The 23937-nt window shown below is 64.3% G+C and carries 26 protein-coding genes; 11 read left to right on the top strand and 15 right to left on the bottom strand.

Annotation, left to right across the window (positions count from 1 at the left end; all coding sequences use genetic code 11):
- The first annotated feature begins 38 nt into the window (after positions 1 to 38).
- Together dapD and AC5RUM_RS10985 are read left to right on the top strand one after the other, a co-directional pair.
- On the top strand, positions 39 to 1067 hold the full coding sequence (gene dapD / locus AC5RUM_RS10990) for a 2,3,4,5-tetrahydropyridine-2,6-dicarboxylate N-succinyltransferase (RefSeq protein WP_494034957.1): 1029 nt from the start codon (positions 39 to 41) through the stop codon (positions 1065 to 1067).
- Positions 1068 to 1125: 58 nt separating this feature from the next.
- Positions 1126 to 1980, top strand: a complete 855-nt coding sequence (locus tag AC5RUM_RS10985; RefSeq protein WP_494034956.1) for a hypothetical protein — start codon at positions 1126 to 1128, stop codon at positions 1978 to 1980.
- Positions 1981 to 1988: 8 nt separating this feature from the next.
- On the opposite strand, the gene AC5RUM_RS10980 is transcribed toward AC5RUM_RS10985, so the two are convergent.
- The 5 genes from AC5RUM_RS10980 to fdxA all read right to left on the bottom strand — a co-directional run bounded on the left by AC5RUM_RS10980 (position 1989) and on the right by fdxA (position 6501).
- Positions 1989 to 2600 carry a hypothetical protein gene (locus AC5RUM_RS10980; protein ID WP_494034955.1) on the bottom strand — a complete coding sequence of 204 codons (612 nt, stop codon included), beginning with the start codon at positions 2598 to 2600 and terminating at the stop codon, positions 1989 to 1991.
- A gap of 90 nt (positions 2601 to 2690) precedes the next feature.
- A complete protein-coding gene (locus AC5RUM_RS10975; RefSeq protein ID WP_494034954.1) occupies positions 2691 to 3320 on the bottom strand; it encodes a TetR/AcrR family transcriptional regulator in 630 nt (209 codons plus the stop codon).
- Between the two features lie 114 nt (positions 3321 to 3434).
- A complete protein-coding gene (locus tag AC5RUM_RS10970; protein WP_400578770.1) occupies positions 3435 to 4718 on the bottom strand; it encodes a citrate synthase in 1284 nt (427 codons plus the stop codon).
- A gap of 298 nt (positions 4719 to 5016) precedes the next feature.
- The gene (dapC, locus tag AC5RUM_RS10965) at positions 5017 to 6165 is read right to left on the bottom strand and encodes a succinyldiaminopimelate transaminase (RefSeq protein WP_494034953.1); all 1149 of its coding nucleotides are present in this window, start codon (positions 6163 to 6165) and stop codon (positions 5017 to 5019) included.
- Between the two features lie 9 nt (positions 6166 to 6174).
- The gene (gene fdxA, locus AC5RUM_RS10960; protein ID WP_028269445.1) at positions 6175 to 6501 is read right to left on the bottom strand and encodes a ferredoxin; all 327 of its coding nucleotides are present in this window, start codon (positions 6499 to 6501) and stop codon (positions 6175 to 6177) included.
- A gap of 152 nt (positions 6502 to 6653) precedes the next feature.
- On the opposite strand from fdxA, the gene AC5RUM_RS10955 reads away from it, so the two are divergent.
- Entirely contained in the window at positions 6654 to 6899 is a 246-nt protein-coding gene (locus AC5RUM_RS10955) for a putative acetyltransferase (protein ID WP_400578775.1), read from the top strand.
- Between the two features lie 18 nt (positions 6900 to 6917).
- Here the strand turns inward: AC5RUM_RS10955 and AC5RUM_RS10950 are convergent, their stop codons facing one another.
- The gene (locus AC5RUM_RS10950) at positions 6918 to 8198 is read right to left on the bottom strand and encodes an MFS transporter (protein ID WP_494034952.1); all 1281 of its coding nucleotides are present in this window, start codon (positions 8196 to 8198) and stop codon (positions 6918 to 6920) included.
- Positions 8199 to 8260: 62 nt separating this feature from the next.
- On the opposite strand from AC5RUM_RS10950, the gene AC5RUM_RS10945 reads away from it, so the two are divergent.
- Positions 8261 to 8770 (top strand): ArsR/SmtB family transcription factor, encoded by a 510-nt coding sequence (locus AC5RUM_RS10945; RefSeq protein WP_494034951.1) that lies wholly within the window; start codon positions 8261 to 8263, stop codon positions 8768 to 8770.
- A gap of 2 nt (positions 8771 to 8772) precedes the next feature.
- On the opposite strand, the gene AC5RUM_RS10940 is transcribed toward AC5RUM_RS10945, so the two are convergent.
- Both AC5RUM_RS10940 and typA read right to left on the bottom strand, forming a co-directional pair.
- Complete coding sequence (locus AC5RUM_RS10940) at positions 8773 to 9198, bottom strand: hypothetical protein (protein WP_494034950.1); 426 nt, start codon at positions 9196 to 9198, stop codon at positions 8773 to 8775.
- A gap of 30 nt (positions 9199 to 9228) precedes the next feature.
- Positions 9229 to 11157 carry a translational GTPase TypA gene (typA, locus tag AC5RUM_RS10935; RefSeq protein WP_494034949.1) on the bottom strand — a complete coding sequence of 643 codons (1929 nt, stop codon included), beginning with the start codon at positions 11155 to 11157 and terminating at the stop codon, positions 9229 to 9231.
- Positions 11158 to 11428: 271 nt separating this feature from the next.
- Here typA and AC5RUM_RS10930 point away from each other — a divergent pair, with 271 nt between their 5' ends.
- On the top strand, positions 11429 to 12274 hold the full coding sequence (locus tag AC5RUM_RS10930; RefSeq protein ID WP_494034948.1) for an SGNH/GDSL hydrolase family protein: 846 nt from the start codon (positions 11429 to 11431) through the stop codon (positions 12272 to 12274).
- Between the two features lie 10 nt (positions 12275 to 12284).
- Here the strand turns inward: AC5RUM_RS10930 and AC5RUM_RS10925 are convergent, their stop codons facing one another.
- Positions 12285 to 14117, bottom strand: a complete 1833-nt coding sequence (locus AC5RUM_RS10925; protein WP_494034947.1) for an ABC transporter ATP-binding protein — start codon at positions 14115 to 14117, stop codon at positions 12285 to 12287.
- 79 nt (positions 14118 to 14196) lie between these two features.
- Between AC5RUM_RS10925 and AC5RUM_RS10920 the strand changes: the two genes are divergently transcribed.
- The gene (locus AC5RUM_RS10920; protein WP_494034946.1) at positions 14197 to 14826 is read left to right on the top strand and encodes a PH domain-containing protein; all 630 of its coding nucleotides are present in this window, start codon (positions 14197 to 14199) and stop codon (positions 14824 to 14826) included.
- 13 nt (positions 14827 to 14839) lie between these two features.
- Here the strand turns inward: AC5RUM_RS10920 and AC5RUM_RS10915 are convergent, their stop codons facing one another.
- From AC5RUM_RS10915 to AC5RUM_RS10905, 3 genes are all read right to left on the bottom strand, one after another.
- Complete coding sequence (locus AC5RUM_RS10915) at positions 14840 to 15994, bottom strand: ABC transporter permease (RefSeq protein WP_494034945.1); 1155 nt, start codon at positions 15992 to 15994, stop codon at positions 14840 to 14842.
- Positions 15991 to 17532, bottom strand: coding sequence for an ABC transporter permease (locus AC5RUM_RS10910; RefSeq protein WP_494034944.1), 1542 nt, complete (start codon positions 17530 to 17532; stop codon positions 15991 to 15993). Before AC5RUM_RS10910 ends, AC5RUM_RS10915 begins: the two co-directional genes overlap by 4 nt.
- Positions 17533 to 17700: 168 nt before the next feature.
- Positions 17701 to 19479, bottom strand: a complete 1779-nt coding sequence (locus AC5RUM_RS10905) for an ABC transporter family substrate-binding protein (protein ID WP_494034943.1) — start codon at positions 19477 to 19479, stop codon at positions 17701 to 17703.
- A 427-nt stretch (positions 19480 to 19906) separates the two neighbouring features.
- Between AC5RUM_RS10905 and AC5RUM_RS10900 the strand changes: the two genes are divergently transcribed.
- From AC5RUM_RS10900 to AC5RUM_RS10890, 3 genes are all read left to right on the top strand, one after another.
- The gene (locus AC5RUM_RS10900) at positions 19907 to 20185 is read left to right on the top strand and encodes a hypothetical protein (protein ID WP_494034942.1); all 279 of its coding nucleotides are present in this window, start codon (positions 19907 to 19909) and stop codon (positions 20183 to 20185) included.
- 27 nt (positions 20186 to 20212) lie between these two features.
- Positions 20213 to 20422: a hypothetical protein gene (locus tag AC5RUM_RS10895; RefSeq protein WP_494034941.1), complete on the top strand. Its 210-nt coding sequence runs from the start codon at positions 20213 to 20215 to the stop codon at positions 20420 to 20422.
- 158 nt (positions 20423 to 20580) lie between these two features.
- Positions 20581 to 20862 (top strand): hypothetical protein, encoded by a 282-nt coding sequence (locus AC5RUM_RS10890; protein WP_494034940.1) that lies wholly within the window; start codon positions 20581 to 20583, stop codon positions 20860 to 20862.
- 62 nt (positions 20863 to 20924) lie between these two features.
- On the opposite strand, the gene AC5RUM_RS10885 is transcribed toward AC5RUM_RS10890, so the two are convergent.
- Positions 20925 to 21419 (bottom strand): helix-turn-helix transcriptional regulator, encoded by a 495-nt coding sequence (locus AC5RUM_RS10885; RefSeq protein ID WP_494034939.1) that lies wholly within the window; start codon positions 21417 to 21419, stop codon positions 20925 to 20927.
- A gap of 19 nt (positions 21420 to 21438) precedes the next feature.
- On the opposite strand from AC5RUM_RS10885, the gene AC5RUM_RS10880 reads away from it, so the two are divergent.
- Positions 21439 to 21699, top strand: coding sequence for a hypothetical protein (locus AC5RUM_RS10880; protein ID WP_494034938.1), 261 nt, complete (start codon positions 21439 to 21441; stop codon positions 21697 to 21699).
- A 365-nt stretch (positions 21700 to 22064) separates the two neighbouring features.
- Here AC5RUM_RS10880 and AC5RUM_RS10875 read toward each other — a convergent pair whose 3' ends face one another.
- Positions 22065 to 22484 carry a hypothetical protein gene (locus tag AC5RUM_RS10875; protein WP_494034937.1) on the bottom strand — a complete coding sequence of 140 codons (420 nt, stop codon included), beginning with the start codon at positions 22482 to 22484 and terminating at the stop codon, positions 22065 to 22067.
- Positions 22485 to 22561: 77 nt separating this feature from the next.
- On the bottom strand, positions 22562 to 23215 hold the full coding sequence (locus AC5RUM_RS10870; protein ID WP_494034936.1) for a hypothetical protein: 654 nt from the start codon (positions 23213 to 23215) through the stop codon (positions 22562 to 22564).
- Between the two features lie 76 nt (positions 23216 to 23291).
- Here AC5RUM_RS10870 and AC5RUM_RS10865 point away from each other — a divergent pair, with 76 nt between their 5' ends.
- Positions 23292 to 23921, top strand: a complete 630-nt coding sequence (locus AC5RUM_RS10865; RefSeq protein WP_494034935.1) for a site-specific integrase — start codon at positions 23292 to 23294, stop codon at positions 23919 to 23921.
- The last annotated feature ends 16 nt before the right edge of the window (positions 23922 to 23937 follow it).

Below are 23937 nucleotides of genomic sequence, written 5' to 3'. Positions count from 1 at the left end.
GTTTCGGCGGGTGCACGTCGGCTCGATAGACTTGGGCCATGACTGAAACCGCTTCTTCCGCCGTGCCCGCTGCCCAGACACTGTCCGACGATTCCCGTTCGGCCTATGGATTCGGGGTGGCCACCATCGCCACCCGCAATGGGGACGCCACGGTGCTCGACGTCTGGTTCCCGGCGCCCGCCCTGGGCGTGGCCGCCGAAGCACTCCGCGCAATCGAGAACGCCGATGAGACGCTCGCCGACATCGCCGCCGCCGGCACCGACGCCGACCGCGGCACGGAACAGAAAGTGGTGTTCGTCCAGATCAACCTGGATGAAGCACCGGCCGACACGGCAGACGCCTACCTGCGCCTGCACCTGCTCTCACACCGCCTGGTCCGCCCCAACACCATCAACCTCGACGGCATCTTCGGCAAGCTCCCGAACGTCGTGTGGACCAACTTCGGACCGTGCGCCGTGGACGGCTTCGAGCTGACCCGCGCCAAGCTGCGCAAGCGCGGAGCCGTGACCGTATTCGGCGTTGACAAGTTCCCGCGCATGGTGGACTACGTTGTACCGGCCGGCGTCCGCATTGCCGACGCCGACCGCGTCCGCCTCGGCGCCCACCTCGCCGAGGGCACCACGGTCATGCACGAGGGATTCGTTAACTTCAATGCCGGAACACTGGGCACGTCCATGGTCGAGGGCCGCATCTCCGCCGGTGTCGTGGCGGGCGACGGCACTGACGTCGGCGGCGGCGCATCAATCATGGGCACGCTTTCCGGCGGCGGCAAGGAAAAGATTGCCCTCGGCCGGCGGGTGCTCCTGGGCGCGAACTCGGGCGTGGGCATCAGCATCGGTGACGACTCCGTAGTGGAGGCCGGGCTCTACATCACTGCCGGCACCCGCGTGCGCGTCGTCGGTGCCAAGGACGCCGACGGCGAGGACACCAGCCGGATCATCAAGGCCGTGGAACTCTCGGGTGTCCCGAACCTGCTGTTCCGCCGCAACTCCACCACCGGCGAAGTGGAAGTGCTTCCCCGCAAAGGCCAGACGGTGGAGCTGAACGACGCCCTGCATGCCAACTGACCGTCCAGAGTCGGCCGGCACTGCTGCCGGCCTACTCCGGTCTTAAGGGAGTACCCACGTGACACGCCGACGCAAGGTGCGCGGAGCGATCGTTGCGGCGCTCTCCGTCGCGCTTGTGGGCGGGGGCGTTTACACCGCCGCGGCCCTGCTGCAGAGATCGGAGCGGCTGATCACGGAAGGGTGCGTGGCCGCCGTCGGATCCCAGCAGGCGGAACTGGCCACCGACCAGGCAGCAAACGCCGCACTCGTCACCGCCATCTCTGTGCGGCGCGGACTGCCACCGCGAGCCGCCAGCATTGCCCTGGCCACCGCCATGCAGGAGTCCAAGCTGCGGAACATCGACCACGGCGACCTCGCAGGACCGGACTCCCGCGGTCTTTTCCAGCAGCGCCCGTCCCAGGGCTGGGGCACCACGGAACAGGTCATGGATCCGCACTACGCGACCAATGCCTTTTACGACGCACTGGTGAAGGTTCAGGGCTACGAAGACATGGATGTCACCGAAGCTGCGCAGCGTGTGCAGCGCTCGGCGTATCCGCGCGCGTACGCCCAGCACGAGGCGATGGGCCGCTCCTTCGCCTCGGCCCTGACCGGCCAGACGCACGCCGCGCTGGACTGCACCCTCCGCTCCCCTGAGCAGGCGGGCGATCCCGCGGCGTTCCTCGGCGAACTGCAGGCACAGTACGGGAGCCTTCCTGCCTCTGCCTCCGGCCAGACGTTGGTACTGGAGGCCGCAGATGACCTGGCATGGTCACTTGCGCATTGGGCAGTGGCAAACGCCAAGGAATTTGCCGTGGTGCAGGTCGATGTCGACGGAATGAGCTGGAACCGGCAGGCACGCAACGGGTGGCAGGAGTCGGCTGGCGGCGGCGGCACCGTAACGGTGACCTTTGCCGAGGCTCCGGCGGGATAAAGTCCCGCCTACACCAGCATTTCAACAACCGGCTGGACGTAGCTCCGGAACACTTCCGGTTGCTGCAGCAGGTCATGGCTCATGATGATTTTGTCCGGCTCCAGGAACCATGCCCGCTGCTCGTCGAGGGGCAGTTCGATGATGGTCAGGTCGAAGTCCCGCGAGTTCCTGCCCACTTCCAGCAGGCGGTCCTCCACGATGTCTTCCAACAGGTGCCCCGAGCCGCCGGCCACTCGCTCAGCCTCCAGCTCGGCATACTCACTGCGGCGTTCGCGCGCCCACGTCAGGGCGGCGCCGAAGTGAGCCTGCAGGACCCTCCGCAGGGCCGGGGAATTGGCAAAGGACCTGAAACCCGGCGGCGACAACTCCGGGGACATCTGCGGGTGCGCCTTCAGCAGCTGTTCCCACCAGGCTTCCCATTCGGTTTTCAGGGCGCTGATCCCGCCGACCTCTGCGGTCAAATGCGAATGGTCCGCATGCCTGATTTTCGGAGCTGCATGGGACAGCGCAGGGAAGCCCGCACCGTCCAACCCGGCGACATCTCGTATGTAAAGGGCGATGAGCATGGGCCCCGACGTGTCCATGGTGATCCGCCAGCCTGGACCGCCTGTGTGCTGCATCCGTATGCCTCCTTGGCTTCTTGATGTTCGCCCCGCTTGCCAACGGTTACCCGCTCTCCGGCTCCAGTCTATTCCCCCAGCCCGGGGACGTTAATGGCTGGCGGCTGCGGTCCTTTCCAGCCCCGCCACATGGGACTCCAGCACGTCCCGACACATTTCCAGCGTCATCCATCCCGGCTGCAGGAGCGCATGCATCGTCAGGCCGTCCAGCGTGGCAAGCAGCCGTTCCGCTTCGATGACCAGCCGCTGCCGGTCCCCGCCTTCTTCGTCCACCAGCCGGGTGATCAGCTGCCCGACGACGGCGGCCACCGTCCGGTGGCTTCTGTCCGCCTCCGCAGCCAGGAAAGGCCGGATCCTGGCGGCGTTTTTGAAGGCCAGCCAAGCGCAGGCGTCCAGTGCCCTCTCCTCGTCCAGCGGCAGGAATTCACCCAGCAGGGTTAAAACGGCCGCAAGGTGTTCTTCACTGCCGGCGGGAGTCTCGGCTACACGCGCGTACGCGCGGTCCAGACGTGCCACGATGCGGTCCACGACGGCCGCGAAGGAGAATGTCAGCAGCTCCTCGCTGCTCGCGAAGTAGTGGCGCACCGAGCCGACAGCGAGCCCCGCCTCGTCCGCGACCTCACGGAGGGAAGCCCGCTCCAGCCCGTCAGAACCAATGATCCGGCAGACAGCATCAACGATCTCCCGGCGACGGACGGCGGCATCTACAATTTTCGGCACTCCTCGTTTTAGCACGCTTGTGCTGGAGGCACCGGCAGGCCCGCCGGACACAAAAGCAGCGGCCGCCCACCTAAGGGTGGGCGGCCGCCGTCGTTCGTTGTATTGTCCGGGCCGTTAGCTGGCCGGGTAGTCGCGCTCCGGCGATCCTGTGTAGAGCTGACGCGGGCGGCCGATCTTTGTCGTGGGATCGCTGATCATCTCGCGCCACTGTGCGATCCAGCCGGGCAGGCGTCCGATCGCGAACAGCACGGTGAACATCTTCTCCGGGAAGCCCATGGCCTTGTAGATCAGGCCGGTGTAGAAGTCCACGTTCGGGTAGAGCTTGCGCTGGATGAAGTAGTCGTCGTTCAGGGCCTTCTCTTCGAGGCGCATGGCGATGTCCAGCAATTCGTCGTTGCCGCCGAGCTTGCCGAGGATCTCGTGTGCCGTGGCCTTGACGATCTTGGCACGCGGATCGTAGTTCTTGTAGACGCGGTGCCCGAAGCCCATGAGGCGGACGCCGTCTTCCTTGTTCTTGACCTTCTCCATGTAGTCCTCGGGCTTGGTGCCGTCGGCCTGGATCTGGCGGAGCATCTTCAGGACAGCCTCGTTGGCGCCGCCGTGCGCGGGGCCGAACAGGGCGTTGATGCCTGCGGACACGGATGCGAACAGGTTGGCGTTCGATGAACCCACCAGGCGCACCGTGGAGGTGGAGCAGTTCTGCTCGTGGTCGGCGTGCAGGATCAGGAGCAGGTCGAGGGCCTTGACGACCACCGGGTCCAGCTCGTACTGCTCGGCAGGCAGGCCGAAGCTCAGGCGCAGGAAGTTCTCCACGAGGTTCATGGAGTTGTCCGGGTACAGCATCGGCTGCCCGATTGACTTCTTGTGGGCGTAAGCGGCGATGACCGGGAGCTTGGCCATGAGGCGGATGGTGGAGACTTCCACCTGCTCGGCGTTGAACGGATCCAGGGAGTCCTGGTAGAACGTGGACAGCGCGGAGACGGCCGAGGACAGCACGGGCATGGGATGTGCGTCCCGCGGGAAGCCGCCGAAGAAGCCCTTCAGCTCCTCGTGCAGCAGCGTGTGGCGGCGGATCCGCTGGTCGAAGTCCTCCAGCTCGGCGGGAGTCGGCAGGTTCCCGTAGATCAGCAGGTAGGAGACTTCGAGGAAGCTGGAGTGCTGTGCGAGCTGCTCGATCGGGTAACCGCGGTACCGCAGGATCCCTGCGTCCCCATCAATGTAGGTGATCGCGGACGTTGTGGCTGCGGTGTTCATGAAGCCGGGGTCAAAGGCAACGGCGCCGGTCTGCTTCAGCAGTTTGGAAACGTCGTAGCCTTCGTTTCCCTCGACAACCTTGATGCGCGGGAGTTCGAGTTCGCCGCCTGCGTGGCGCAAGGTTGCGCTGGTGGTCTCAGTCATGGAGTCCCCTTCATGAGGCTTCTAGGCCTCTGTAGAAAGCTTGATCCAACATCAGGTGAGCCGCGCAGGGACCCCCGCACCGGCGGGACGTCCAACGGCCGTGCTGCCTTCTTGTAGAAAGCCACCATTGATAGTCAGTTAAAAAGTACCGCCACTTTCACCCTGCCACTAATCCGCGGGGCCCTGATGCCCCCTAAAACACCCCACTTGTGGCGCGTGTCACATGTATTGTTACGCGGCCATGGACGCCGGACCGGCTTTGCCTGCGGCCTTCATAGAACGCCCGGACCGGCGCCGGTCAGGCCGTTTCAGCCAGCCGGGCCACGGCGGCATCGATCCGTTCGTCGGAACCGGTCAGCGCCACCCTCACGTAGCCGTTTCCGGCCTCCCCGTAAAACACGCCCGGCCCGGCAACGATGCCGCGCTCAGCCAGCCGGGAGATCGTGTCCCAGGTGGCTTCCCCGGCCGTTGACCAGAGGTAGAGCCCGGCATGCGATTCATGGATTTTCAGCCCGAAGGTTTCAAGGGCCGGCACCAGGCGCTCACGGCGGCCGCGGTACAGGTCCTTCTGCGCCTGCACGTGCGCATCATCCCCGAGGGCAACCCGCATGGCTTCCTGAACCGGGTACGGCACGATCATGCCGGCGTGCTTCCGGCTGTTCACGAGACCGGCCATGATGGCAGGGTCACCGGCGACAAACGCGGCACGGTAGCCGGCGAGGTTGGACTGCTTGCTCAGCGAGTACACAGCGAGGAGCCCTTCATGCGAACCGCCTGAGACGCGCGGGTCGAGGACGCTGGGTACGGCTTCTCCGCCCCGCTGAAGGTCCCATTCGCCCCAGCCAAGCTCCGCGTAACATTCGTCCGAGGCCACCAGGGCGCCGATTTCGCGGGCCTGGTCGACGATATTCCGGAGCGACCGCGCGTCCCGGACGCTTCCCGTCGGATTGCCCGGGGAATTGACCCAGACCAGACGGACTTTCGCGCGGGTGGCGGCGTCCAGTTCGTCGAGATCGTCAGCCGCTACGGCGGTGGCGCCGGCGAAGGTGGCTCCGATGTCATAGGTCGGATAGGCGACCGTGGGGCGGACCACGACGTCGCCCGGCCGCAGTGCCAGCAGGAACGGCAGCCACGCCACCAGTTCCTTGGAACCGACCGTCGGCATGACATCGTGCGGGTCAAGGTCTTCCACACCGCGACGCCGAGCGAACCAGGCCGCGATGGCTTCCCGGAGCGCCGCCGTCCCGTGGACAGTGGGGTAGCCGGGAGCGTCCGCCGCGGCGCGGAGTGCATCCTGGATCACGGCAGGCGTGGGATCCACGGGCGTCCCGATGGACAGGTTGACCAGCCCGCCCGGGTGTTCGGCCGCCTTGGCGACATACGGCGCCATGGCCTCCCATGGGTAGTCGGGCAGGCTCAGGCCGAAACTGCGCACAGCTGTAGTCACTTACGCGCCTCAGTGATCCTGGTTCTGCGGGGGCAGCGCTGCAATCATGGGGTGGTCCGTGTGGGTGTTGCCGACCTTGGCGGCACCGCCCGGCGAGCCCAGGTCATCGAAGAACTCGACGTTGGCCTTGTAGTAGTCAGCCCATTCCTCCGGGGTGTCATCCTCGTAGTAGATGGCTTCAACGGGGCAGACAGGCTCGCAGGCCCCGCAGTCGACGCACTCATCCGGATGGATGTAGAGGGAACGCTCGCCTTCATAGATGCAATCGACGGGGCACTCCTCAATACATGCCTTGTCCTTGACATCTACACACGGCTGCGCGATTACGTACGTCACGTCCCTTGCCTCTCCACGTTGGTACCGGCGGCTGGCCGGCTGGTGCTTCCGGCCTGCATGCCGGTCTATCGACTTCAGAGCCTATTATCTCCCAGCCACGCTCCGCGAACGAAGCGGCGCGTCACACTCCGGACGCGGCATACGATGAACCCGTGAGTGTGACACCGCCTTCAGCCCGTGAATTCCTCGCCGCCGCGTCCCCCGGAACCCGGGTGGTGGTCCGCTACCGGATCGACGGCGGGTTCACGGACGCCCTCGGAGACCTTCTGGAGTGCGGCGTCACCGACTGTACAGTGCGCACCCGCACTGCCGACGTCGTTATCCACCTCGACCGGGTGGTCGCCGCCAAGCAGGTGCCGCCCCCGCCTGCGCGGCGCAGCCCGCGCACCGCCGGCTAAGACGCTGCGCGCGTCAGGTCAAGTGCCCTCGACCTGGCTGGGCAGGGTGCGCATTCCCAACAAGGGCGAGAACACCACCGGGGCCGCCGCGAGGAAACTGCCGGCCGTACCGATCCAGATCACCGCGATGAGGCCGAGATGCTCGGCGAGGAACCCGGACGCCAGGGCGGCCAGAGGCATCACCCCCCAGACAACAAACCGGATGGACGCGTTCATCCTGCCCAGCAGGCGGGGCGGACACACGCGCTGGCGCATGCTGAGCTGCATGATGTTGTAGATCAGGACAACAAACCCGAAACAGAGCTCCGACAGGAGCAGCAGTGCCAGCGAAACTCCCGGCTCGGAGGCCATGGCGGCCAGCGGCAGGGGCACCAGGAAAACCGAGCTGGCAACCGCGCAGAGCGGTATGACCGTGCCTTCGCCAATTCTGGCCGCCACCCGAGGTGCCGCCACCGCCCCGAGCACTCCACCGGCCGCGCCCACGGCCATGACAAGTCCCATCCCCTGCGGCCCGAATCCAAGGTTCCGCAGGATCAGCACCGGCATCATGGTGAAGATCACCATGCCGAAGAAATTCATGGCTGCCGTGCAGGCCGCTATCCGGCTGATGAGGGGATGCCGGATCACGAAGGCGAGCCCTTCTTTGATCTCGACGCGCAGCGGACGGCGTTCCCCCCGGGCGGCGGCCACCTCCCGGTCACGGGTGCGCGCGAGGAAGGTGGCGGACAGGAGGTAGCCGACGGCTTCGCCCACGAACAGCACAGGTGCCGTGACCACCGCCAGCAGCAGGCCACCCACGGCCGGTCCGCCGATCCTGGCGACCTGGGCCGTGCCTTCCAGTTTGGAGTTGGCCTGGTTGACCTGGCCGGGCGCGACGAGGACCGGGACGTAGCTCTGATATGAAACGTCGAAGAACACCGTGGCAGTGCCAACGATCGCCGCGATGACATAGAGGTGCCAGATCTCCAGCATCCCTCCCCACCACAGCAGCGGAACCGCTGCCATCGCGGCCATCCGGGTGAGGTCGGCCTGGATCATGGTCGGGCGCTTCAGCCAGCGGTCCACCCAGGCGCCGGCCGGGAGTCCCAGAATGAGGAATGCCGCGAGGCCCGCGGCATTCAGCACGCCAACCTCGAATTCCGAGGCGTGCAGCATGGACACGGCGAGGACCGGAAACGCCAGTTGCCCCAGCTGGGCACCGAACTGGCTCATGGCCTGCCCGGCCCAAAAAGTGGTGAAGTTACGGTCCAGCAACAGCGATCTGGATGCTTGACCTGTGGCGGTCCGGTCGGCTGTCACCGACTCAGTTTCCAGTGGTGATTGATATATGTCAATCACTTTTTGCTGGCTAGACTGGCGCTATGACACCCGCCCCGGAAAGCGATGATGCGGACCTGGTGGCGAAGGGCCGTGCGCTCAGCTCCCCGATCAGGCTCCGGATCCTCCGGCTGTGCCTCCACCAGGCACGCACCAACAAGGAAATCGCCGAATTGCTGGGCATCAACCCGGCTTCCAGCCTTCATCATGTTCGCACGCTGGTGCGGACCGGCTTCCTGCTGGCAGAGGAACGCCGGAAGGGGCGGCGGGGCGCAGCTGAGGTGCCCTACATAGCCAGCCGCAAGTCCTGGAGCACATCCGTGGATAACGTGGCCCCCATCCTCATTGAGACGTTCGTGCAGGAAACCCGGGACCTTCCGCCGGAGGACATTGAGGTGTGGCGGCTGGGCGTGAAATTCAACGCGGCCCGGCGGCAGGAGATGCTGGGTAAGCTCCGCGCGGTGCTGGACGAGTACATGGCCCTTCCGGCCGACGACGACGGCGAGGCCACGTCGCTGATGATCGCCCACCACCGGGATCCAACGGCAGACTAGCCCTATTCTTCCGTTGCCGCCGCCCGGACGGGCCCGACGGGGGTCTGCGCTGCCGGGCTCCGCCGGCGGTACCGCCGGCACCATGCCAGCATCAGCACGGTGACAACAGCGATCCCGTACACCCACATGTTTCCGGCCGGGTCCCCCGCGATCAGGCGCTTCCCGGCCGGCATGGTGGACCACCAGCCCGCCAGGACGTAGCAGAGGACCCCTGTGGCCGCCGTCGGCACCAGAGAACGGAAGGCCGCCCCCACCAGCAGCTGGAGGGATCCCAGCAGTACCAGCGCCGCTAACGCGCCCAGCGGGAGCACGACGTCGGCGGCCGCCAACTGCTGCCGGTGCAGGGCTGTACCGGCGAAGGCAGCAAAAAGAGCTGCCGGCACGGCGGCGGCCAGACCGCCTGCCATGCCGGCAGCTCTCTTATTCACGCGGTATCCGTACTTGCCGGATGGCTGCGGTTATGCCTTGGCGCGGGCGCGGTTGGCCTTGGCACGCTCGTTGGTGTCCAGGATGACCTTGCGGATGCGGATGTCCTCCGGGGTGACCTCCACACACTCGTCCTCGCGGGCGAATTCCAGCGACTCTTCCAAGGTCAGCTCGCGCGGCGGCGTCAGGTTCTCGAAGGAGTCCGACGAAGCGGCACGCATGTTGGTGAGCTTCTTCTCCTTGGTGATGTTGACGTCCATGTCGTCGGCGCGGGAGTTCTCGCCGACGATCATGCCCTCGTAGACCTCGGACGTGGGCTTCACGAAGAAGGAACCGCGCTCCTGCAGGTTGATCATGGCGAACGGGGTCACCACGCCGGCGCGGTCGGCAACCATGGAACCGTTGGTGCGGTACTCGATCGGGCCGGCCCAGGGCTCGTAGCCTTCGGAGATCGAGGATGCGATGCCTGCACCGCGGGTGTCGGTGAGGAACTTGGTGCGGAACCCGATGAGGCCGCGGGCCGGGACGATGAACTCCATGCGGCACCATCCGGTGCCGTGGTTGGCCATGTTGGTCATGCGACCCTTGCGCGCGGCCATGAGCTGCGTGACGGCACCCAGGTACTCTTCCGGCACGTCGATGGTCATGTGCTCCATCGGCTCGTGGATCTTGCCGTCGATGGTCCGGGTAACAACCTGCGGCTTGCCGACCGTGAGTTCGAAGCCTTCGCGGCGCATCTGCTCCACGAGGATGGCCAGCGCGAGCTCACCACGGCCCTGGACTTCCCAGGCGTCGGGACGCTCGGTGGGGAGAACCTTGATGGAGACGTTACCGATCAGTTCCTTGTCCAGGCGGTCCTTGACCTGGCGGGCCGTGACCTTGGCGCCCTTGACCTTGCCGGCCAGCGGGGAGGTGTTGATACCGATGGTCATGGAGATCGCGGGATCGTCCACGGTGATCAGCGGCAGCGGCTGCGGGTTCTCGGCGTCGGTCAGGGTTTCACCGATGGTGATCTCCTCGATGCCGGCGACAGCCACGATCTCACCGGGGCCTGCGGATTCAGCCGGAACGCGGTCCAGTGCCTTGGTGGCCAGCAGTTCGGTGATCTTCACGGTCTTCAGCTCGCCGTTGGCGCGGGCCCAGGCAACCTGCTGTCCCTTGCGCAGCGTGCCGTTGTAGATGCGCAGCAGGGCAAGGCGGCCCAGGAACGGGGAAGCGTCCAGGTTGGTGACGTGCGCCTGCAGGACACCGTCGGGGTTGTACGTCGGCGCCGGGATGTGTTCGATGATGGTCTTGAACAGCGGTTCCAGGTCCTCGTTGTCCGGGGCGGAGCCATTGGCCGGCTGCTCGAGGGACGCGCGGCCAACCTTGGCGGCGGCGTAAACGACGGGAACTTCAAGAACCTTGTCCAGGTCCAGGTCCGGAACTTCGTCCGCGAGGTCCGAGGCCAGGCCCAGGAGCAGGTCCATGGACTCGTGGACAACTTCGTCGATGCGGGCGTCGGGACGGTCGGTCTTGTTGACCAGCAGGATGACCGGCAGGTGCGCGGCGAGGGCCTTGCGGAGCACGAAGCGGGTCTGCGGCAGCGGGCCCTCGGAAGAATCGACCAGCAGCACGACGCCGTCAACCATGGACAGACCGCGCTCCACCTCGCCGCCGAAGTCGGCGTGGCCGGGGGTGTCGATGACGTTGATGGTGATGGTCTCGCCGTTGGAGGACGGACCGTTGTAGGCCACCGTGGTGTTCTTGGCCAGGATGGTGATGCCCTTTTCGCGCTCCAGGTCACCCGAGTCCATCACACGGTCTTCGAGGTGGTTGTGCTCGGCAAAGGAATTGGTCTGCTTGAGCATGGCGTCAACCAGGGTGGTCTTGCCGTGGTCAACGTGGGCCACAATCGCGACGTTGCGCAGGTCACTGCGCGATGCAGTGGCTACCGCAGTGTTGGTGGTGGTTTCAGACATGCGTTATTGCTCGATTCAGTGGTGAAGTCAGCTGTTGTATCGCGACATTTCCAACCGGAACGCACGACGGATTAGACCCTTTACACAGGGCACCTACTCCAAGTCTAAACGCTCCGCCATTTATTGGCCTAAAGCCGCAAAAAACCGCGGCCCTGCCGCGTTACCAAATCGTGAGTCGGCAAGCCGCGTCACGTGGGCAGGATCGCTGGCTTTTCCGGAACTGATCCATCACTATTGCCTGAACGCTATGCAACAGGCCAGGAGTCCACGGATGCTACAAGCCTCAACGCGGGCTGTCCTGATTGCCCCCGGCATTGCCGCATGCCTGGCGTTGGGCGCGTGCGGCTTGCCCTTTCAGCCCGATGCCGGGACAGGCGGCCCATCGGTTTCCCGGGCTGCTGCGGTGCCCGCGGCAGCGCCCGGCGAGGCAGTCGCCGCCGGCTCGCCGGCCACCGGCGAGTTCACGGCGGTGGATCCTTCCAGCCTGCCGGCGGGTGCCCTGTTCCGCAATCCTGCCAACGGCCGGGACGAAGTCATTACCGATAACATTGGCCGCACGGCGCTGCTGATCGGCGATTCACAGTCCGAGCCGGCGGCAAGCTGGCCGCGCCGTGCACTGGCCGGACTGGGCTACGACGTCTTCTTCTGCGGCAGGGGAGGAACGGGCTTTGTGGCCTCCAACGGGACCACAGGAAACTACGTCGATGCCCTGCAGCGGGGGCACTGGCACCTTCCCTACGGCTTCCCCCCGCTCGTCGTCATCGAGGGCGGCGGAAACGACGCCAAGCAGGGAGCCACCGACGCACAGATTGCCGCCAACGCCGGGAGCCTAATCACCACCCTGAAACAGCGCTACCCCGGCGCCAAGCTGGTAATGGTGGGAACTCTGGGCAAGGGCGCAGGAAACGGCGGCGGGCGGCGCGCCGAAGTGGATGCGCTGCTGGGCACCGTGGCGGCCGAGCGCGGCATCCCGTTCGTCAGTGTCGGCGACTGGCTCACCCGCTACGGGCTTGAGGACCAGCTCGCCGACTCAGTCCACATGAACGACGACGGCCACCGCGCCCTGGGAGTACTGCTGGGCGGCCGGCTTTCGGCCCTCGGCCTCGACGCCGGCTAGCGCCGGGACGTCAGTCCAGGCCGGCCGCGAGCAGCTGGGCGCGCAGTTCCCGGCGCTCACGCTGACGTTCAGGGTCCGGCAGCGGGACGGCCGCCAGCAGCCTTTGCGTGTACGGCTCCTGTGGGTTCCGGAGGATCTGGTCACGGGTCCCTTGCTCGACGATGCGTCCCCGTTGCATCACGCAGATCCTGTCGGCCAGCACGTCCACCACCGCCAGGTCGTGGGTCACGAAGAGGCAAGCGAAACCCAGCTCGCGCTGCAGGTTTTGGAACAGTTCGAGCACCTTTGCCTGGACGGACACGTCGAGCGCGGACGTCGGCTCGTCCGCCACCATCAGCTTCGGCTTCAGCGAGAGGGCACGCGCTATGCCCACGCGCTGCTTCTGCCCGCCGGACAGCTCGTGCGGGTATCTGTTGCGGTACGCGCGGGGCAGTTCCACCTGGTCCAGCAACGCCTCGATCCGCTTCTGCAGGTCCGCGCCCTTCGCAACGCCGGCAAGGTACATGGGTTCGCCGATGCTTTCGCCGATGGGCAGGCGCGGGTTCAGCGAGGACGACGGATCCTGGAAGACCATTCCGATGTGGCGCCGCACGCTGTGCAGCTGCCTGCCGTTCTTCTTCGCCGCGGAAATGTCCTGGCCAACCACGCGCATGGTGCCGGCCGCGACGGGCAGCAGGCCCACGGCTGCCCGTCCGACGGTGGTCTTCCCGGAGCCGGACTCCCCCACGAGCCCCACGACCTGCCCCGGGTAGATGGTCAGGTTGGCGCCTTCCACGGCTCGGAAAGCAGGCACGCGGCCCTGCTTGGGGTACTCGATGGCCACATCCGTGAGTTCAAGGACGGGCTCACCGGTGGGCCTGGCGGCCGCGGCGGCGGCCAGCGCGGCGGCATTCTCGCGCTCCCGCCGGACCAGTTCCTCGTGATCCACGGATTCGAGTTCAGCATGCGTGGCGGCCGCCAGCGCGGCAGTCACGTCCACGTCCGTCTCTGCCCCTTCACCGCCGCCCTGCCCAAGGTGCGGCACGGCGGCAAGGAGGGCCTGCGTGTAGGGGTGCTGCGGATTGTGGAAGATCTGCTCCGCGGTGCCCGTTTCGACGATCAGCCCCCGGCGCATGACCGCGATCCGGTCCGCGAGGTCGGCCACGACGCCCATGTCGTGGGTAATGAGGACGATCGCGCTGTCCAGCTTGTTTCGGAGGTTTCTCATGAGGTCGAGGATTTCGGCCTGCACCGTGACGTCGAGGGCCGTGGTGGGTTCGTCCGCGATCAGCAGTTTGGGGTCGCAGGAGAGGGACTGCGCGATCATGGCGCGCTGCCGCTGCCCGCCGGACAGCTGGTGCGGGTAAGACTTGAACGCCTTCTCCGGATCAGGCAGTTCCACGAGATCCAGCATCTGCAGTGCGCGTTCACGGGCCTGGTCCGGTGAGACCTCGTTGTGCAGCCGTATGGTTTCCACGATTTGCGCGCCCACGGTGTAGACGGGGTTCAGCGCGGTCATGGGTTCCTGGAAAATGACGGCCACATCCTTGCCGCGGACGCTGCGGATGTTGGATTCATCCGCCCCCAGCAGCTCCTTTCCGGACAGCTTCACGCTGCCGGAGACGCGGCTGTTGCTGGGCAGCAGTCCCAGCAGGGCCATGGAGCTCGCGCTCTTGCCCGACCCGGATTCGCCAACGATGGCCAGCACCTCGCCGGCGCGGACCTCATAGTCGAGGCCGACGGCGGCGGGCACCCACGTCTTCTCCACCCCGAAGTCGACGCTCAGGTTCCGCACCTCAAGGACCACCGGGCCTTTGTTGCCGGAACGGGTCGTGGCGGGGCCGGTGCTGATGTAGTCAGACATTTTGGGATTTTCCTTCCACCCGGGCCGGTGGCACAGCTGTAATTAGTGCCGCGGCTCGGAATCCTGAATTATGGGGGGCATGAGCACTGCGCCGCACGCCGAAAACGCTGCGATTTTCAAGGCCCGCACCAACAAATGGTTCGCCGGGCTGGCCTGGCTGATAGCGGGGATCGGACTCGCCAGCACAGCCCTGACGGGCGGAGCAGAAGCGGTGCCCGGCATCGGGCCGCTGCTGCTCATCGCGTACCTCGGCTGGCTCCTGTTCTGGCGCCCGTCCGTGGTGGTCCACGACGCCGGCGTCAGGCTCGAGAACCCGTTCCGGTCCGTGACCGTACCGTGGGCGGCCCTTGTCCAGGTGGACACGCGCTATGCCCTGACGCTGATCACGCCGTCCCGAAGCTACGGTGCGTGGGCGGCGCCCGCACCGGGGATCTGGGGCGGACGCAATGCCCGCCCCGAGGACCTCCAGGGCCTGCCGGGCAGCACCTATGGACCCGGGCTCTCCGTCCGGCCCGGTGACCTGAAAAGCACGGACTCGGGTCAGGCGGCCCAGCTGGTGCGCGCCCGCTGGCAGCAGCAGGTCGAATCCGGGGCCGTCGACGCCGGAAACGCCGGGGAGACGCCCGTGACAGTGACGGTGCGCTGGCTGGAGCTGGGCGCGACTGCAGCGCTCGTCGCGTTCAGCATCTGGGGCGTGGCCCTGCTGTAGGGCGCGGTTCACGTCAGGCTCCCCGGGTATCGCCGGGTGCCGGGCCGTCCCCGGCGGCCCTGTCCCCCGTGCCGGCATCCTGGGCGGTGACTGGAGACTTCTCCGGCACCATCGGGCTTCCCGCATCCCGGGCTTTCTTGGGATTGAACTTTTTCTGGCGGGGATCAAACGCGTCCCGCAGCCCGTCGCCGATGAAGTTGATGCTCAGGCAGATGAGGACGATGAACAGTCCGGGGAACCAGAACAGCCACGGACGGGTCGTGAAGGCCTCCTGGTTCTGTGAGATGAGCAGGCCAAGGGAGGTGTCCGGTGACTTCACGCCCACGCCGAGGTAGCTCAGTGCGGTCTCGGTAAGGATCGCCGCGGACATGGTCAGCGTGACGTTGACGATCAGGACACCGACGGCGTTGGGCAGGATGTGCTTGAAGATGATCCTCGCGTTGCTGGCCCCGGATATCCGCGCGGCGTCGACAAATTCACGTTCCCGCAAGGTCAGGAACTCACCCCGCATCAGCCTGGCCAGGCCCACCCAGCTGATGAGCCCAAGGAAGATGCCCAGCGCCAGCACGCCGTTGGTGCTCGCAAACGAGGCAAACCAGCTCCCTTCGTCCCTCCGGCCCGCGAACTGGGCCATGACGGCTGCCAGAAGCAGCGCCGGAATGATGATGATGATGTCGGTGAGGCGCATGAGAATGGCCTCGGTCCAGCCACGGAAGTAACCGGCCAGCGCGCCCACGGCCACGCCGATCAGGCCGGCAATGAGGCCGATGACCACCATGATCGTGATGGACTGCTGCGCTCCGCGCATGGTCATGGCGAACAGGTCCCGGCCGATGCGGTCCTGGCCGAAGGGATGTTCTCCCCAGGCCAGCGGCCACAGAGAAGCCGTCGGGGCGCCGTCGTTGACGAGCGGCGAAACGGCCACGTGCGTGTATTTCCACCATCCCGGGATTCCCGCATATCCCACGGACGTGAAGGCCGTAAGGAAGATGATGGCAAAGACAACCAGGCCCACAATCGCACCGGAATGGCCGAGGAACCGCTTGCGGACAATCTGTCCCTGGCTGAGTCCTTTGGCCTCGATAACCGGCTCGATGCCGGCGGCCTGCTGCCCTTTCAGGCCGGCCTGTTCAGCTACGATTTCGTCCTGCTGGCTCGGCTGGCTCATGATTTCACCCTTACTCGTGGATCCAGTGCGGAGTAGGCAAGGTCTGCGATGAGGTTGAACACCATCGCCGTGATGGCGACGCAGATAAAGACGCCCATGACGGGGTTCGGGTCCACATGCAGGATGCCGTCGAGGAACAGGAATCCCATGCCGCGAACCGAGAACACCGTCTCTGTGATGACGGCACCGCCGATGAGCCCGCCGATGTCGAAGGCGACGATCGTGGCCACCGGGATGAGGGCATTGCGGAAAGCGTGCCGCATGACCACGGTCCGTTCGGAGAGGCCTTTGGCCCGCGCGGTCCGGATGTAGTCCATGTTCATGATCTCCAGCATGGAAGCGCGGGTGAATCTGGTGTAGCCGGCCAGGGAGATCAGGATAAGTGCCGTGGTGGGCAGAATCAGGTGGGTGAACGAGTCGAGCCCAAGGATCCAGAAGTCACCCTCGATGTTCGGAGTGCCGGCGCCGATGGTGGCAATGGGGCGCCCTCGGACCCTGCTGTTGTTGAAATACGCCGGCCAGGCCTGCATAAAGCGGTCCAGGACGATGAGGATTCCCAGCAGGAAGGACGTGATCGCCGCGGCGCGCATGGATTGGCCGCGGTCGTACCCGCCCACCAGGTAGCCGATACCCATCCCGATGAGGACAGCGGCCACCGCAAGCAGCATGATCATGAGGAAGGTGGCCTGGTTGAGCAGTGGCTGGACGGCGAAGTAGGCAACAACGCCCGCGCCTGCGGCAATGAGCGCCGACTGCAGCGCTTTCCTGTTCCTCAGCCCTGCGGTCAGCAGCGTCACGGCAAAGGCCAGCCCCACTCCCGCGATGGCGATGACCACGGGGCCGAGCCCGGGCGTCTTGAACCAGAGGGTGACCGAAAAGTATATGAGCACGGCAGTTACAGCCGCGAAAACCGTACCGCCGATTACTGCCCGGCGCCTGGCATCACCTCCCGCGACGATGAGCGCCACCAGGCCGAACACCGCGCCGACGCCTATGGCCACAGGAACAGGTATCTCGGGATTCCTGAGGAAGTTGTTGAAACCGATGGCGCCAAATTCCTTCAGCAGCACGGCGACCCAGAAGATAGGCAGGGAAAAGAAAAGGAAAGCCATGAAGGTCACACCGTAATCCAGGCTGCTGTACTGCCGCAGAGCGGTAATGATGCCGAGGGTGATCCCGATGAGTATCGCCAGGATGGTGGCCGCGGTAACGAGCGTGAGGGTCTGGACCAGGGCGTGCCCCAGCGCGTCCGTGATGGGCTGGCCCGCGATGTTCTTGCCCAGGTCACAGGTGCCGGCAAAGGGTACGAGGCATTGGGCGGCACCGCCGAGCCACTTGAAGTACCGGAGCGGCGCCGGTGTCTCCAAGTCCAGGAGCGCGGCGCGCGAATCCATCAGTTGCTGTTTATTGGGGGCGCTGCTGGCCCGGAACTCTGCGAGCGGATCGCCGGACGCCGCGGTGAGCAGATACACCAGAAAGGATGCGCCCAGAAGAATGAGTGCAGCGGTGACTAGCCGCCGGACAATGTAGGTCACCATCGTGATAGAACCTCAGTATTCGGGCCCGGGGATTGCCCGGACCGGTCGCAGGTTTGGCCGTGCCCGCCTGTGTTGCCGGCACCGGCGGTGGATATCGCCACGAGGCGCCGGGACCATGGTGCTTGATCCCGGCGCCTCAGTTAGCTTGTTGCTGTTGTGGTCATCGGCTTACTTTTCGGCCCACTCCCAGAAGTTCCACCAGACACCCGTCTGGTTGGGCATGAACTTTACGCCGGTGATGCGGTCGCTGTACGCGTCCACGCCAATCGACTGGAACAGCGGAAGACCGTAGGCGGAGGCCCAGATCTTCTGGTCAATCTGCCTCGTGAGCTCGTCCTGCTTGCCGCGGTCCGTCGTGACAATCAGTTCGTCCATCAGCTTGTCGGCCTCCGGATCGGAGAACTTGTTGAAGTTGGAACCGTTGCCCGTGCGGAAGATCTGCGGTACGCCGGAGACGCCGACGCCCGGGTTGATCCAGCCGAAGATGGCGGCGTCGTAGCCGCCCTTGCCGAGCGCCTTGCCCCAGTCGGAGGCACCAAGTCCGCCGTCGACGATCTTGAAGCCTGCCTTGGTCGCGGATTCACGGATCAGCGAGAAGGCGTCCACGCGGTTCGGGTTGTCCTTGTTGTACATGATGCGGATTTCCGGAGTCTTGCCAGCGAGCAGCTGCTTGGCGCCGTCAATGTCCACATCCTGGTAGGCAGCCGAACCGTTTTCCTTCACAGAGTCGGCGTAGGAGGGCTGCGCGGGAACGAAGAGCTGTGAATCCAGCGGCTTTGCTTCCGGTTCCAGCTTCTTGATGATCTTGTCCACGATGTCCTTGCGGGGAACCGTCTTCATGAACGCTTCGCGCACATTCTTTTCCGCGAAGACGCCATAGAAGTTCAGGTCGACGTGGTCGTAGGAAAGCTGGTTGCCCTGCTCCACTGTTACGCCTTGGCTCTCGAGCGCCTTGAGCTGTTCAAGGGTGTCGGCGGACGCCTGCGGGGCGATGATGTCCGCCTCGCCGTTCTTCAGCGCCTGGACCTGTGCCGGTGCGGAGCCGATGTAGCGGACGGTGATCTCGTCGAGCTTGGCTTCAGGGCCCCAGTTGTAGTCCTTGTTCTTGACCATGGTCAGGGACTGGTCCTGGTTCACGCTTTTGACGATGAACGGACCGTTGGAGAGGAACAGGCTCGGGTCGCTCGGCAGGGTCTTGGAGTCGAATCCGGTGTTCCAGAGGTCGGCCATGGCCTTCAGCTTGCTGTCTACAGGCTTCGGCGCCTTGGCGTCACCGCGGGGCATGCCCTTGAGGTGGTCGATGAACTCCTGCGTGTCGGCCATGCCGGCCTTCTTCGCCAGAACGTGGGCGGGGATGTCGATCCCGGGGCCACCGAGGGCGATCTCCCAGTCGGCGAACGGCTTGGAGTACTTCAGAGTCATGGAACGGTTGTTGTCACCAATTTCCGGGAAGTCGGTGAGTGCGAGGCCCGTCGGGTCGCCGGCGTACGAGAAGTAAGACGTTCCCGCCTTGCCTTCCGCGTCGGCGTCGTTGTAGTACCCCGAGAAAGCGGCCCACTGCAGGAGCAGGTCCGCTGCGGTGACCGGTGTGCCGTCAGACCACTTGACGCCTTCGTTGATGGTGTATTTGACCGTGAGGGGGTCGTCAGAGGTCTTTTCCATCTTGCCGAACTTCTCATTGCGGACAACGTTGAGCTGGTTGTCGATGTAATAGAAGCCGGAGTGGGTCGCGTAGCTGACCTTGGAGTTGATGTCAGTATTGCCGTCCGCCGTGTTGGGGTTGAACGTGTTGAATGCGTTCACCTCGACAACGGTGGCGGTTCCCCCCTGCTTGCCCGCTGCGTTGCTGGTCGGGGTTGTCCCGGTGTTGGTGTTTGCGCAGGCGCTGAGTGCCAGCGCCGCAGCCGCGGCGACGCCTACTGCTTTGGAAATACGACCGAATCGCATTCCGCCTCCTATGTCTGTTTAGTGTGGAAAAGACCGCCGCTGTGTAGACGCCGGCCAAAACGCCACATCCCCCCAGTGAGTATGTGGCATGTCTCACATGGGAAGTAGCCTAGACCCGAAGGCATGGCTGGCGGTCAGAAAGTTGTCCCTCAGTAAAGGTTGTTATCGAGATGCAACCTAGCAGGAACTCCGGGGCGTTCCGCGGCAGTCTTTGCCAGGTTGGTTTGGGCACCGAGTTATCCATGCCAATCGCAACGAAAGCCCCAAGCCAAGGGATCAGGGCTTTTGATTGTTAATCCTCAATCACTGAAGAGCAGACCGGCCACCTTGATTTCCAAGCGGAATGCGCGCTCTTTTTGGTCCGAGGTCCCCTAGGCTGAGGACATCGGAACGGGATCCGGCAGCGTGTTACTGGAAGGCTCGCACAATGACCGACTCTTATCTCTCCCGGTTACGGGAACGGGCCGCCAATGGCGACCGTGACGCCGTCGGACAACTCATCGAACTCGCAGCAGAACGAGAGGATTTCGACGAGCTCCGCCGTCTCGCCGACAGCGGCAGCAATGATGCTGCTGATCAACTTGTGGAACTCGCCAGCGAAAAAGGTGCCCTGGACGAACTCCGCCGTCTGGCAGCCGCCGGCAACAGCGATGCTGCCGATATTCTGGCGGAACTGAATAACGAGGATGGCAGGGACGGCATGTGACACTCCCTGTTCATCCTGGTCCTGCTCGTGGTGCGCACGGACCTCGTCGGCAAGCTCGTACGTGTTTGTCCTGTTTCCGTCGTCACCATGGGGCTGGCGGCATGGCTCATCGAAGAGCCGGTGACCCTGCCTGCCGTCCTGGGCGCCGCGCTCGTCATGACGGGCGTCTGGTTCGGCGCCCTGTCAGGGACCACGCTAAGTGGAACCGCCCCCTCGACACGCAGCCAGTCACCGTAGCCCCGGGAGTGCACGTCTTCCGGATCGCCCTCAAACTCTGGCAGGACGTAGCCAAACCGGATAGGCGGATCCGCCTGAGTAGGCGAGTGCCCGCGCCGGGGAAAGACAAGTACTGAGTACTGATGTCTTGGTCTCCACCCCTCATTTACATTCGGGCTATGGGTGAAGACCGAGAAGACCGCGGAAGTGCCGGCATTCCTGTGCCTGTCGTGATGGGCTGCCGAGGAATGCTGCCGGCGGCGATGTTCGGTTTCAAGGACGGTGTGGCCTGGGTGGCTGATGACGTGTTCGTGACTCGTTGTAAAGGCGGGATCCTGCTGGTCGAGCGATGGGATGGGCGGAGTGTGAGGTCTGCCGTACTCCGTCCAGACAGCGAGGGTTTCCTCCGCGCACTGTGGGTGGCGCTCAACGCAGTTGCAGTGAACGGGTCTACCGAATAACCAGTAGAAGGGAACCTGGCCAGACTTAGGGTCCCTACACGTTGAAGCGGAACGTACCTTATCTACCAGGCAGGTGTTGAGGATGGTTGTATCCCTTGATTCCTAGGGGTTTTAAGTACTGGGAGCGATAGGTCATTTTGGTCCGTTTGCGGACTTTTTGCGGACTCGACGTTCCAAATCGAGCAGAGGCTCTCATCTCCGCGGCGGCTCTTTGAATCCGTTCCTGATGTTGTAGGCAGGGCCCTGCGTCGGGCCGCTTCGGACCCGATCCTGGTGCTCCTGGCCCGCTTTTCTGGTGGACTGGCGGCTTGGCGATACGTTGCTTGTATTGCTTGGATGTCCGCCTCTGAGAACCTAAGCTCGGTGCCGATGCGGTGATGATACGGCCACGGTTTCTCTTTCAGGTGCCGGTATGCCGTGCTTCTGCTAATACCGCACATAGCCGCGACATCCTCAAGGGTCCACAGCAGCAGGTGCCCGGGATACTTGGCGCGCCGGTCGTCGGACTTCAATAGGTCAGGAGTGGTTACTGAATCCACGGTTGGGTTTTCCGTCATGGGCGTAGATCGTAACGCCATGACCACAGATCAGAGATTGCAACTCCCCTTGGCAGCAGCAGCCAGACCCAGCTTCAACCGGACCTTCTGTGATGCAACATGGGCAGGGCTTACCGATGCGGGATCCGTCCATGCACTAGAGATGGCCCAACAGGGGGCGCCCCCCAAAGAGATCTCAAAGTTCAACAACAGTAAGAGCTACAACATCTGGATCAAGGGAATAGCAGTCTTCGCGATCCTGAACATTGGCATCTTCCTCGTGGCGCTAGATCTACCTTGAAGAACAGGGCACCGACATCATGAAAGACGGAGGCATCCCGATCAAGATGCTTCAGAAAGATGAATCCGGAGAAACCGCCATCCACAAGGATGCAGGTAACTACTTCCTTGACGTGAAATCAGCAAACTTCCAGTCTTGGACGATCACCGTCGAGGAAAAGAAGTAGTACCGCTGTAGTCCCTTAAAAGAACCCCCGCCGCCGCAAGGGCTGACGGGGGTTCTTTTTGTGTCTGGCCGTGCATGGGGGGACACGAGCGGACCCCCCAATGTTACTGGTAAGTAGGCTTAGCTTCAAAATCATGCAAGCAGCTTCGTGAGTGCGGCCTCAAAGAGCGGATGGCACTTGCCGCCGGCTGCGAGTGTTGTTAGAGGATCAGCACGCGGCCACCGCGGGCTGTCCCGTCACGCCGGGCCTTGACTGCAAGCCGTGCAGGGCGTTGGTGCAGCCCACCAACGGCGAAATGTCCCGCGATGACGCTCTTCCGCGTCCAGTAGAACGCCGTCTCCCCAATGTGCTTCTGCCGGGCCGCGTCCACAGCCTCATCAAGCACTGGCTCGCCGATGTGGCTGGCCTTGCCATGCATGACCGTGTCGTAGAACGCCCCGCACGCCTGCGCATAGTCGCGGAGGCTGATCTGCTTGGTACGGACGCGGGCGCGCTGCAAATCAGGCAACAGGGCACCAGCGGCGGACCCGGCGTCAACCACGATCGCTACCGGCTTCCACTTCTTCTTGAGTTCAGCGAGGCGGGTAGCAACCCAAGACGTGCCCTCACGCCGGTCCACAACCTCAAAATGGGTCCGGCCATCCTCGAGATAAGAGGCAGAGCAGATAGTCGCTGACTCGCGCCCTGGAGGGACATCTACAGCGAACGCAACTGAGGAGCCGGGCTTTGCGTTCTCGTTCTCCTCTTCTGCCCAAACGCCAGCGGGGATGACTGACTCGCCACCGAGCTTCGCCCAAACGGACAGCCTTTCCCGCCGAAATTCTTCATCCCCCAGCGTCGCCAGTTCCGTCCTGACGTGATCCTCCGAGATGCGCACCCCAAGGGCGGGATTCGCGTGATACCAAGCGTCCAGATCATCCGAGGCAACATCATCCGGCCAGACCACTCAAAGTAAGCCAGCCCCTCAGACAACGGGTTCTTGCCCCGCTCCCGCAACTGGGACAGCACCTCACTGTTCGGCATACCGGCGCTACTGGCGAACCACAGTTGCACATTCCCCGACATCGTCTGAGCCGCCATGCTCGGCAACAATGCACTCATCTGCCCCTGTGTGAGGGCGTAAGCCTCGTCCAGGTAAATAGCAGAGGCGGAAAATCCTCGTACAGAGTTCGCGGAACGGGCAATGAACCGCAGCCGGTTGCCGTTCTTCAGCTCGATACCCTCCGAACCGTGGCTCGTGAACACCTTGGAGACTTTCGCGTCCAGCTCGGGCGTGCCCTCGATGAGACCCATAATCCGGCGGAATGATTCGCTGGTGGTCTTGAACTCCTGGCTGCTCGAGATCGCCAAGCGCTCGTTCAGGATGCTCGCTACGGAGCCGGCTGATGGCGTAACACTGCCTCGTGCGCGGAAGAATGAGCACGCAATGGTCATCCCATCCCCCAGCGACGTGGGGCAGCTCCTGACGGCGGCTGAGGACTGGTTCCGTCCGTTCATAGCCATGTGCGCGTTTGCCGGCCTGAGGCTCGGTGAAGGTGCCGCGGTCCAGTTGAATGACGTTGATTTCCTACGTCGGACACTGAAGGTTCAGAGGCAAATCCAAAGAGCGGGCAAGGGCCAGGTGTCGATCACCGCCCCGAAGTATGGTTCGGAGCGTCTGGTGCATATCCCTGACGGCTTGGTGCAGATGCTTGCCCGCCACGTGGAACACGTCGGAGTGCACAGTGAGGAGCAATGGCTATTCCTTGGCGATGGCGGATTGCCGCCGCATCAGAACACCATCGGTTACTGGTGGCGGAAGACGCTCAAGGATGCCGGGCTACAGGACGTGCAACTCCATGACCTGAGGCATTTCTACGCTTCCGGTCTGATCGCTGCCGGGTGCGACGTAGTTACCGTACAGCGCGCCCTGGGTCACTCTAAGGCCACAACGACGTTTAACACGTGCGCGCACCTCTGGCCCACCGCGGAAGACCGCACAAGGGCCGCTGCCGGCGCCATGATGGATGACGCACTCAGCATTCTTGCGGACCCTGTGCGGACTGGCCTCGCCTGATCCCTTTGTCTGCAAG

The organism is Arthrobacter sp. B2060 (assembly GCF_059090445.1).
This window is presented reverse-complemented; position numbering and strand designations above follow the sequence as displayed.

What these genes read in the sequence shown, in the direction of transcription:
- dapD (WP_494034957.1), top strand. Translation starts at nt 39, where the DNA reads ATGACTGAAACCGCTTCTTCCGCCGTGCCCGCTGCCCAGACACTGTCC.
- AC5RUM_RS10970 (WP_400578770.1), bottom strand. Translation starts at nt 4,718, where the DNA reads ATGACTGAGACCACCAGCGCAACCTTGCGCCACGCAGGCGGCGAACTC.
- AC5RUM_RS10980 (WP_494034955.1), bottom strand. Translation starts at nt 2,600, where the DNA reads ATGCAGCACACAGGCGGTCCAGGCTGGCGGATCACCATGGACACGTCG.
- AC5RUM_RS10910 (WP_494034944.1), bottom strand. Translation starts at nt 17,532, where the DNA reads ATGGTGACCTACATTGTCCGGCGGCTAGTCACCGCTGCACTCATTCTT.
- AC5RUM_RS10920 (WP_494034946.1), top strand. Translation starts at nt 14,197, where the DNA reads ATGAGCACTGCGCCGCACGCCGAAAACGCTGCGATTTTCAAGGCCCGC.
- AC5RUM_RS10880 (WP_494034938.1), top strand. Translation starts at nt 21,439, where the DNA reads ATGACCACAGATCAGAGATTGCAACTCCCCTTGGCAGCAGCAGCCAGA.
- AC5RUM_RS10905 (WP_494034943.1), bottom strand. Translation starts at nt 19,479, where the DNA reads ATGCGATTCGGTCGTATTTCCAAAGCAGTAGGCGTCGCCGCGGCTGCG.
- AC5RUM_RS10900 (WP_494034942.1), top strand. Translation starts at nt 19,907, where the DNA reads ATGACCGACTCTTATCTCTCCCGGTTACGGGAACGGGCCGCCAATGGC.
- AC5RUM_RS10885 (WP_494034939.1), bottom strand. Translation starts at nt 21,419, where the DNA reads ATGACGGAAAACCCAACCGTGGATTCAGTAACCACTCCTGACCTATTG.
- AC5RUM_RS10930 (WP_494034948.1), top strand. Translation starts at nt 11,429, where the DNA reads ATGCTACAAGCCTCAACGCGGGCTGTCCTGATTGCCCCCGGCATTGCC.
- AC5RUM_RS10915 (WP_494034945.1), bottom strand. Translation starts at nt 15,994, where the DNA reads ATGAGCCAGCCGAGCCAGCAGGACGAAATCGTAGCTGAACAGGCCGGC.
- AC5RUM_RS10865 (WP_494034935.1), top strand. Translation starts at nt 23,292, where the DNA reads ATGGTCATCCCATCCCCCAGCGACGTGGGGCAGCTCCTGACGGCGGCT.
- typA (WP_494034949.1), bottom strand. Translation starts at nt 11,157, where the DNA reads ATGTCTGAAACCACCACCAACACTGCGGTAGCCACTGCATCGCGCAGT.
- AC5RUM_RS10890 (WP_494034940.1), top strand. Translation starts at nt 20,581, where the DNA reads ATGGGTGAAGACCGAGAAGACCGCGGAAGTGCCGGCATTCCTGTGCCT.
- AC5RUM_RS10925 (WP_494034947.1), bottom strand. Translation starts at nt 14,117, where the DNA reads ATGTCTGACTACATCAGCACCGGCCCCGCCACGACCCGTTCCGGCAAC.
- AC5RUM_RS10945 (WP_494034951.1), top strand. Translation starts at nt 8,261, where the DNA reads ATGACACCCGCCCCGGAAAGCGATGATGCGGACCTGGTGGCGAAGGGC.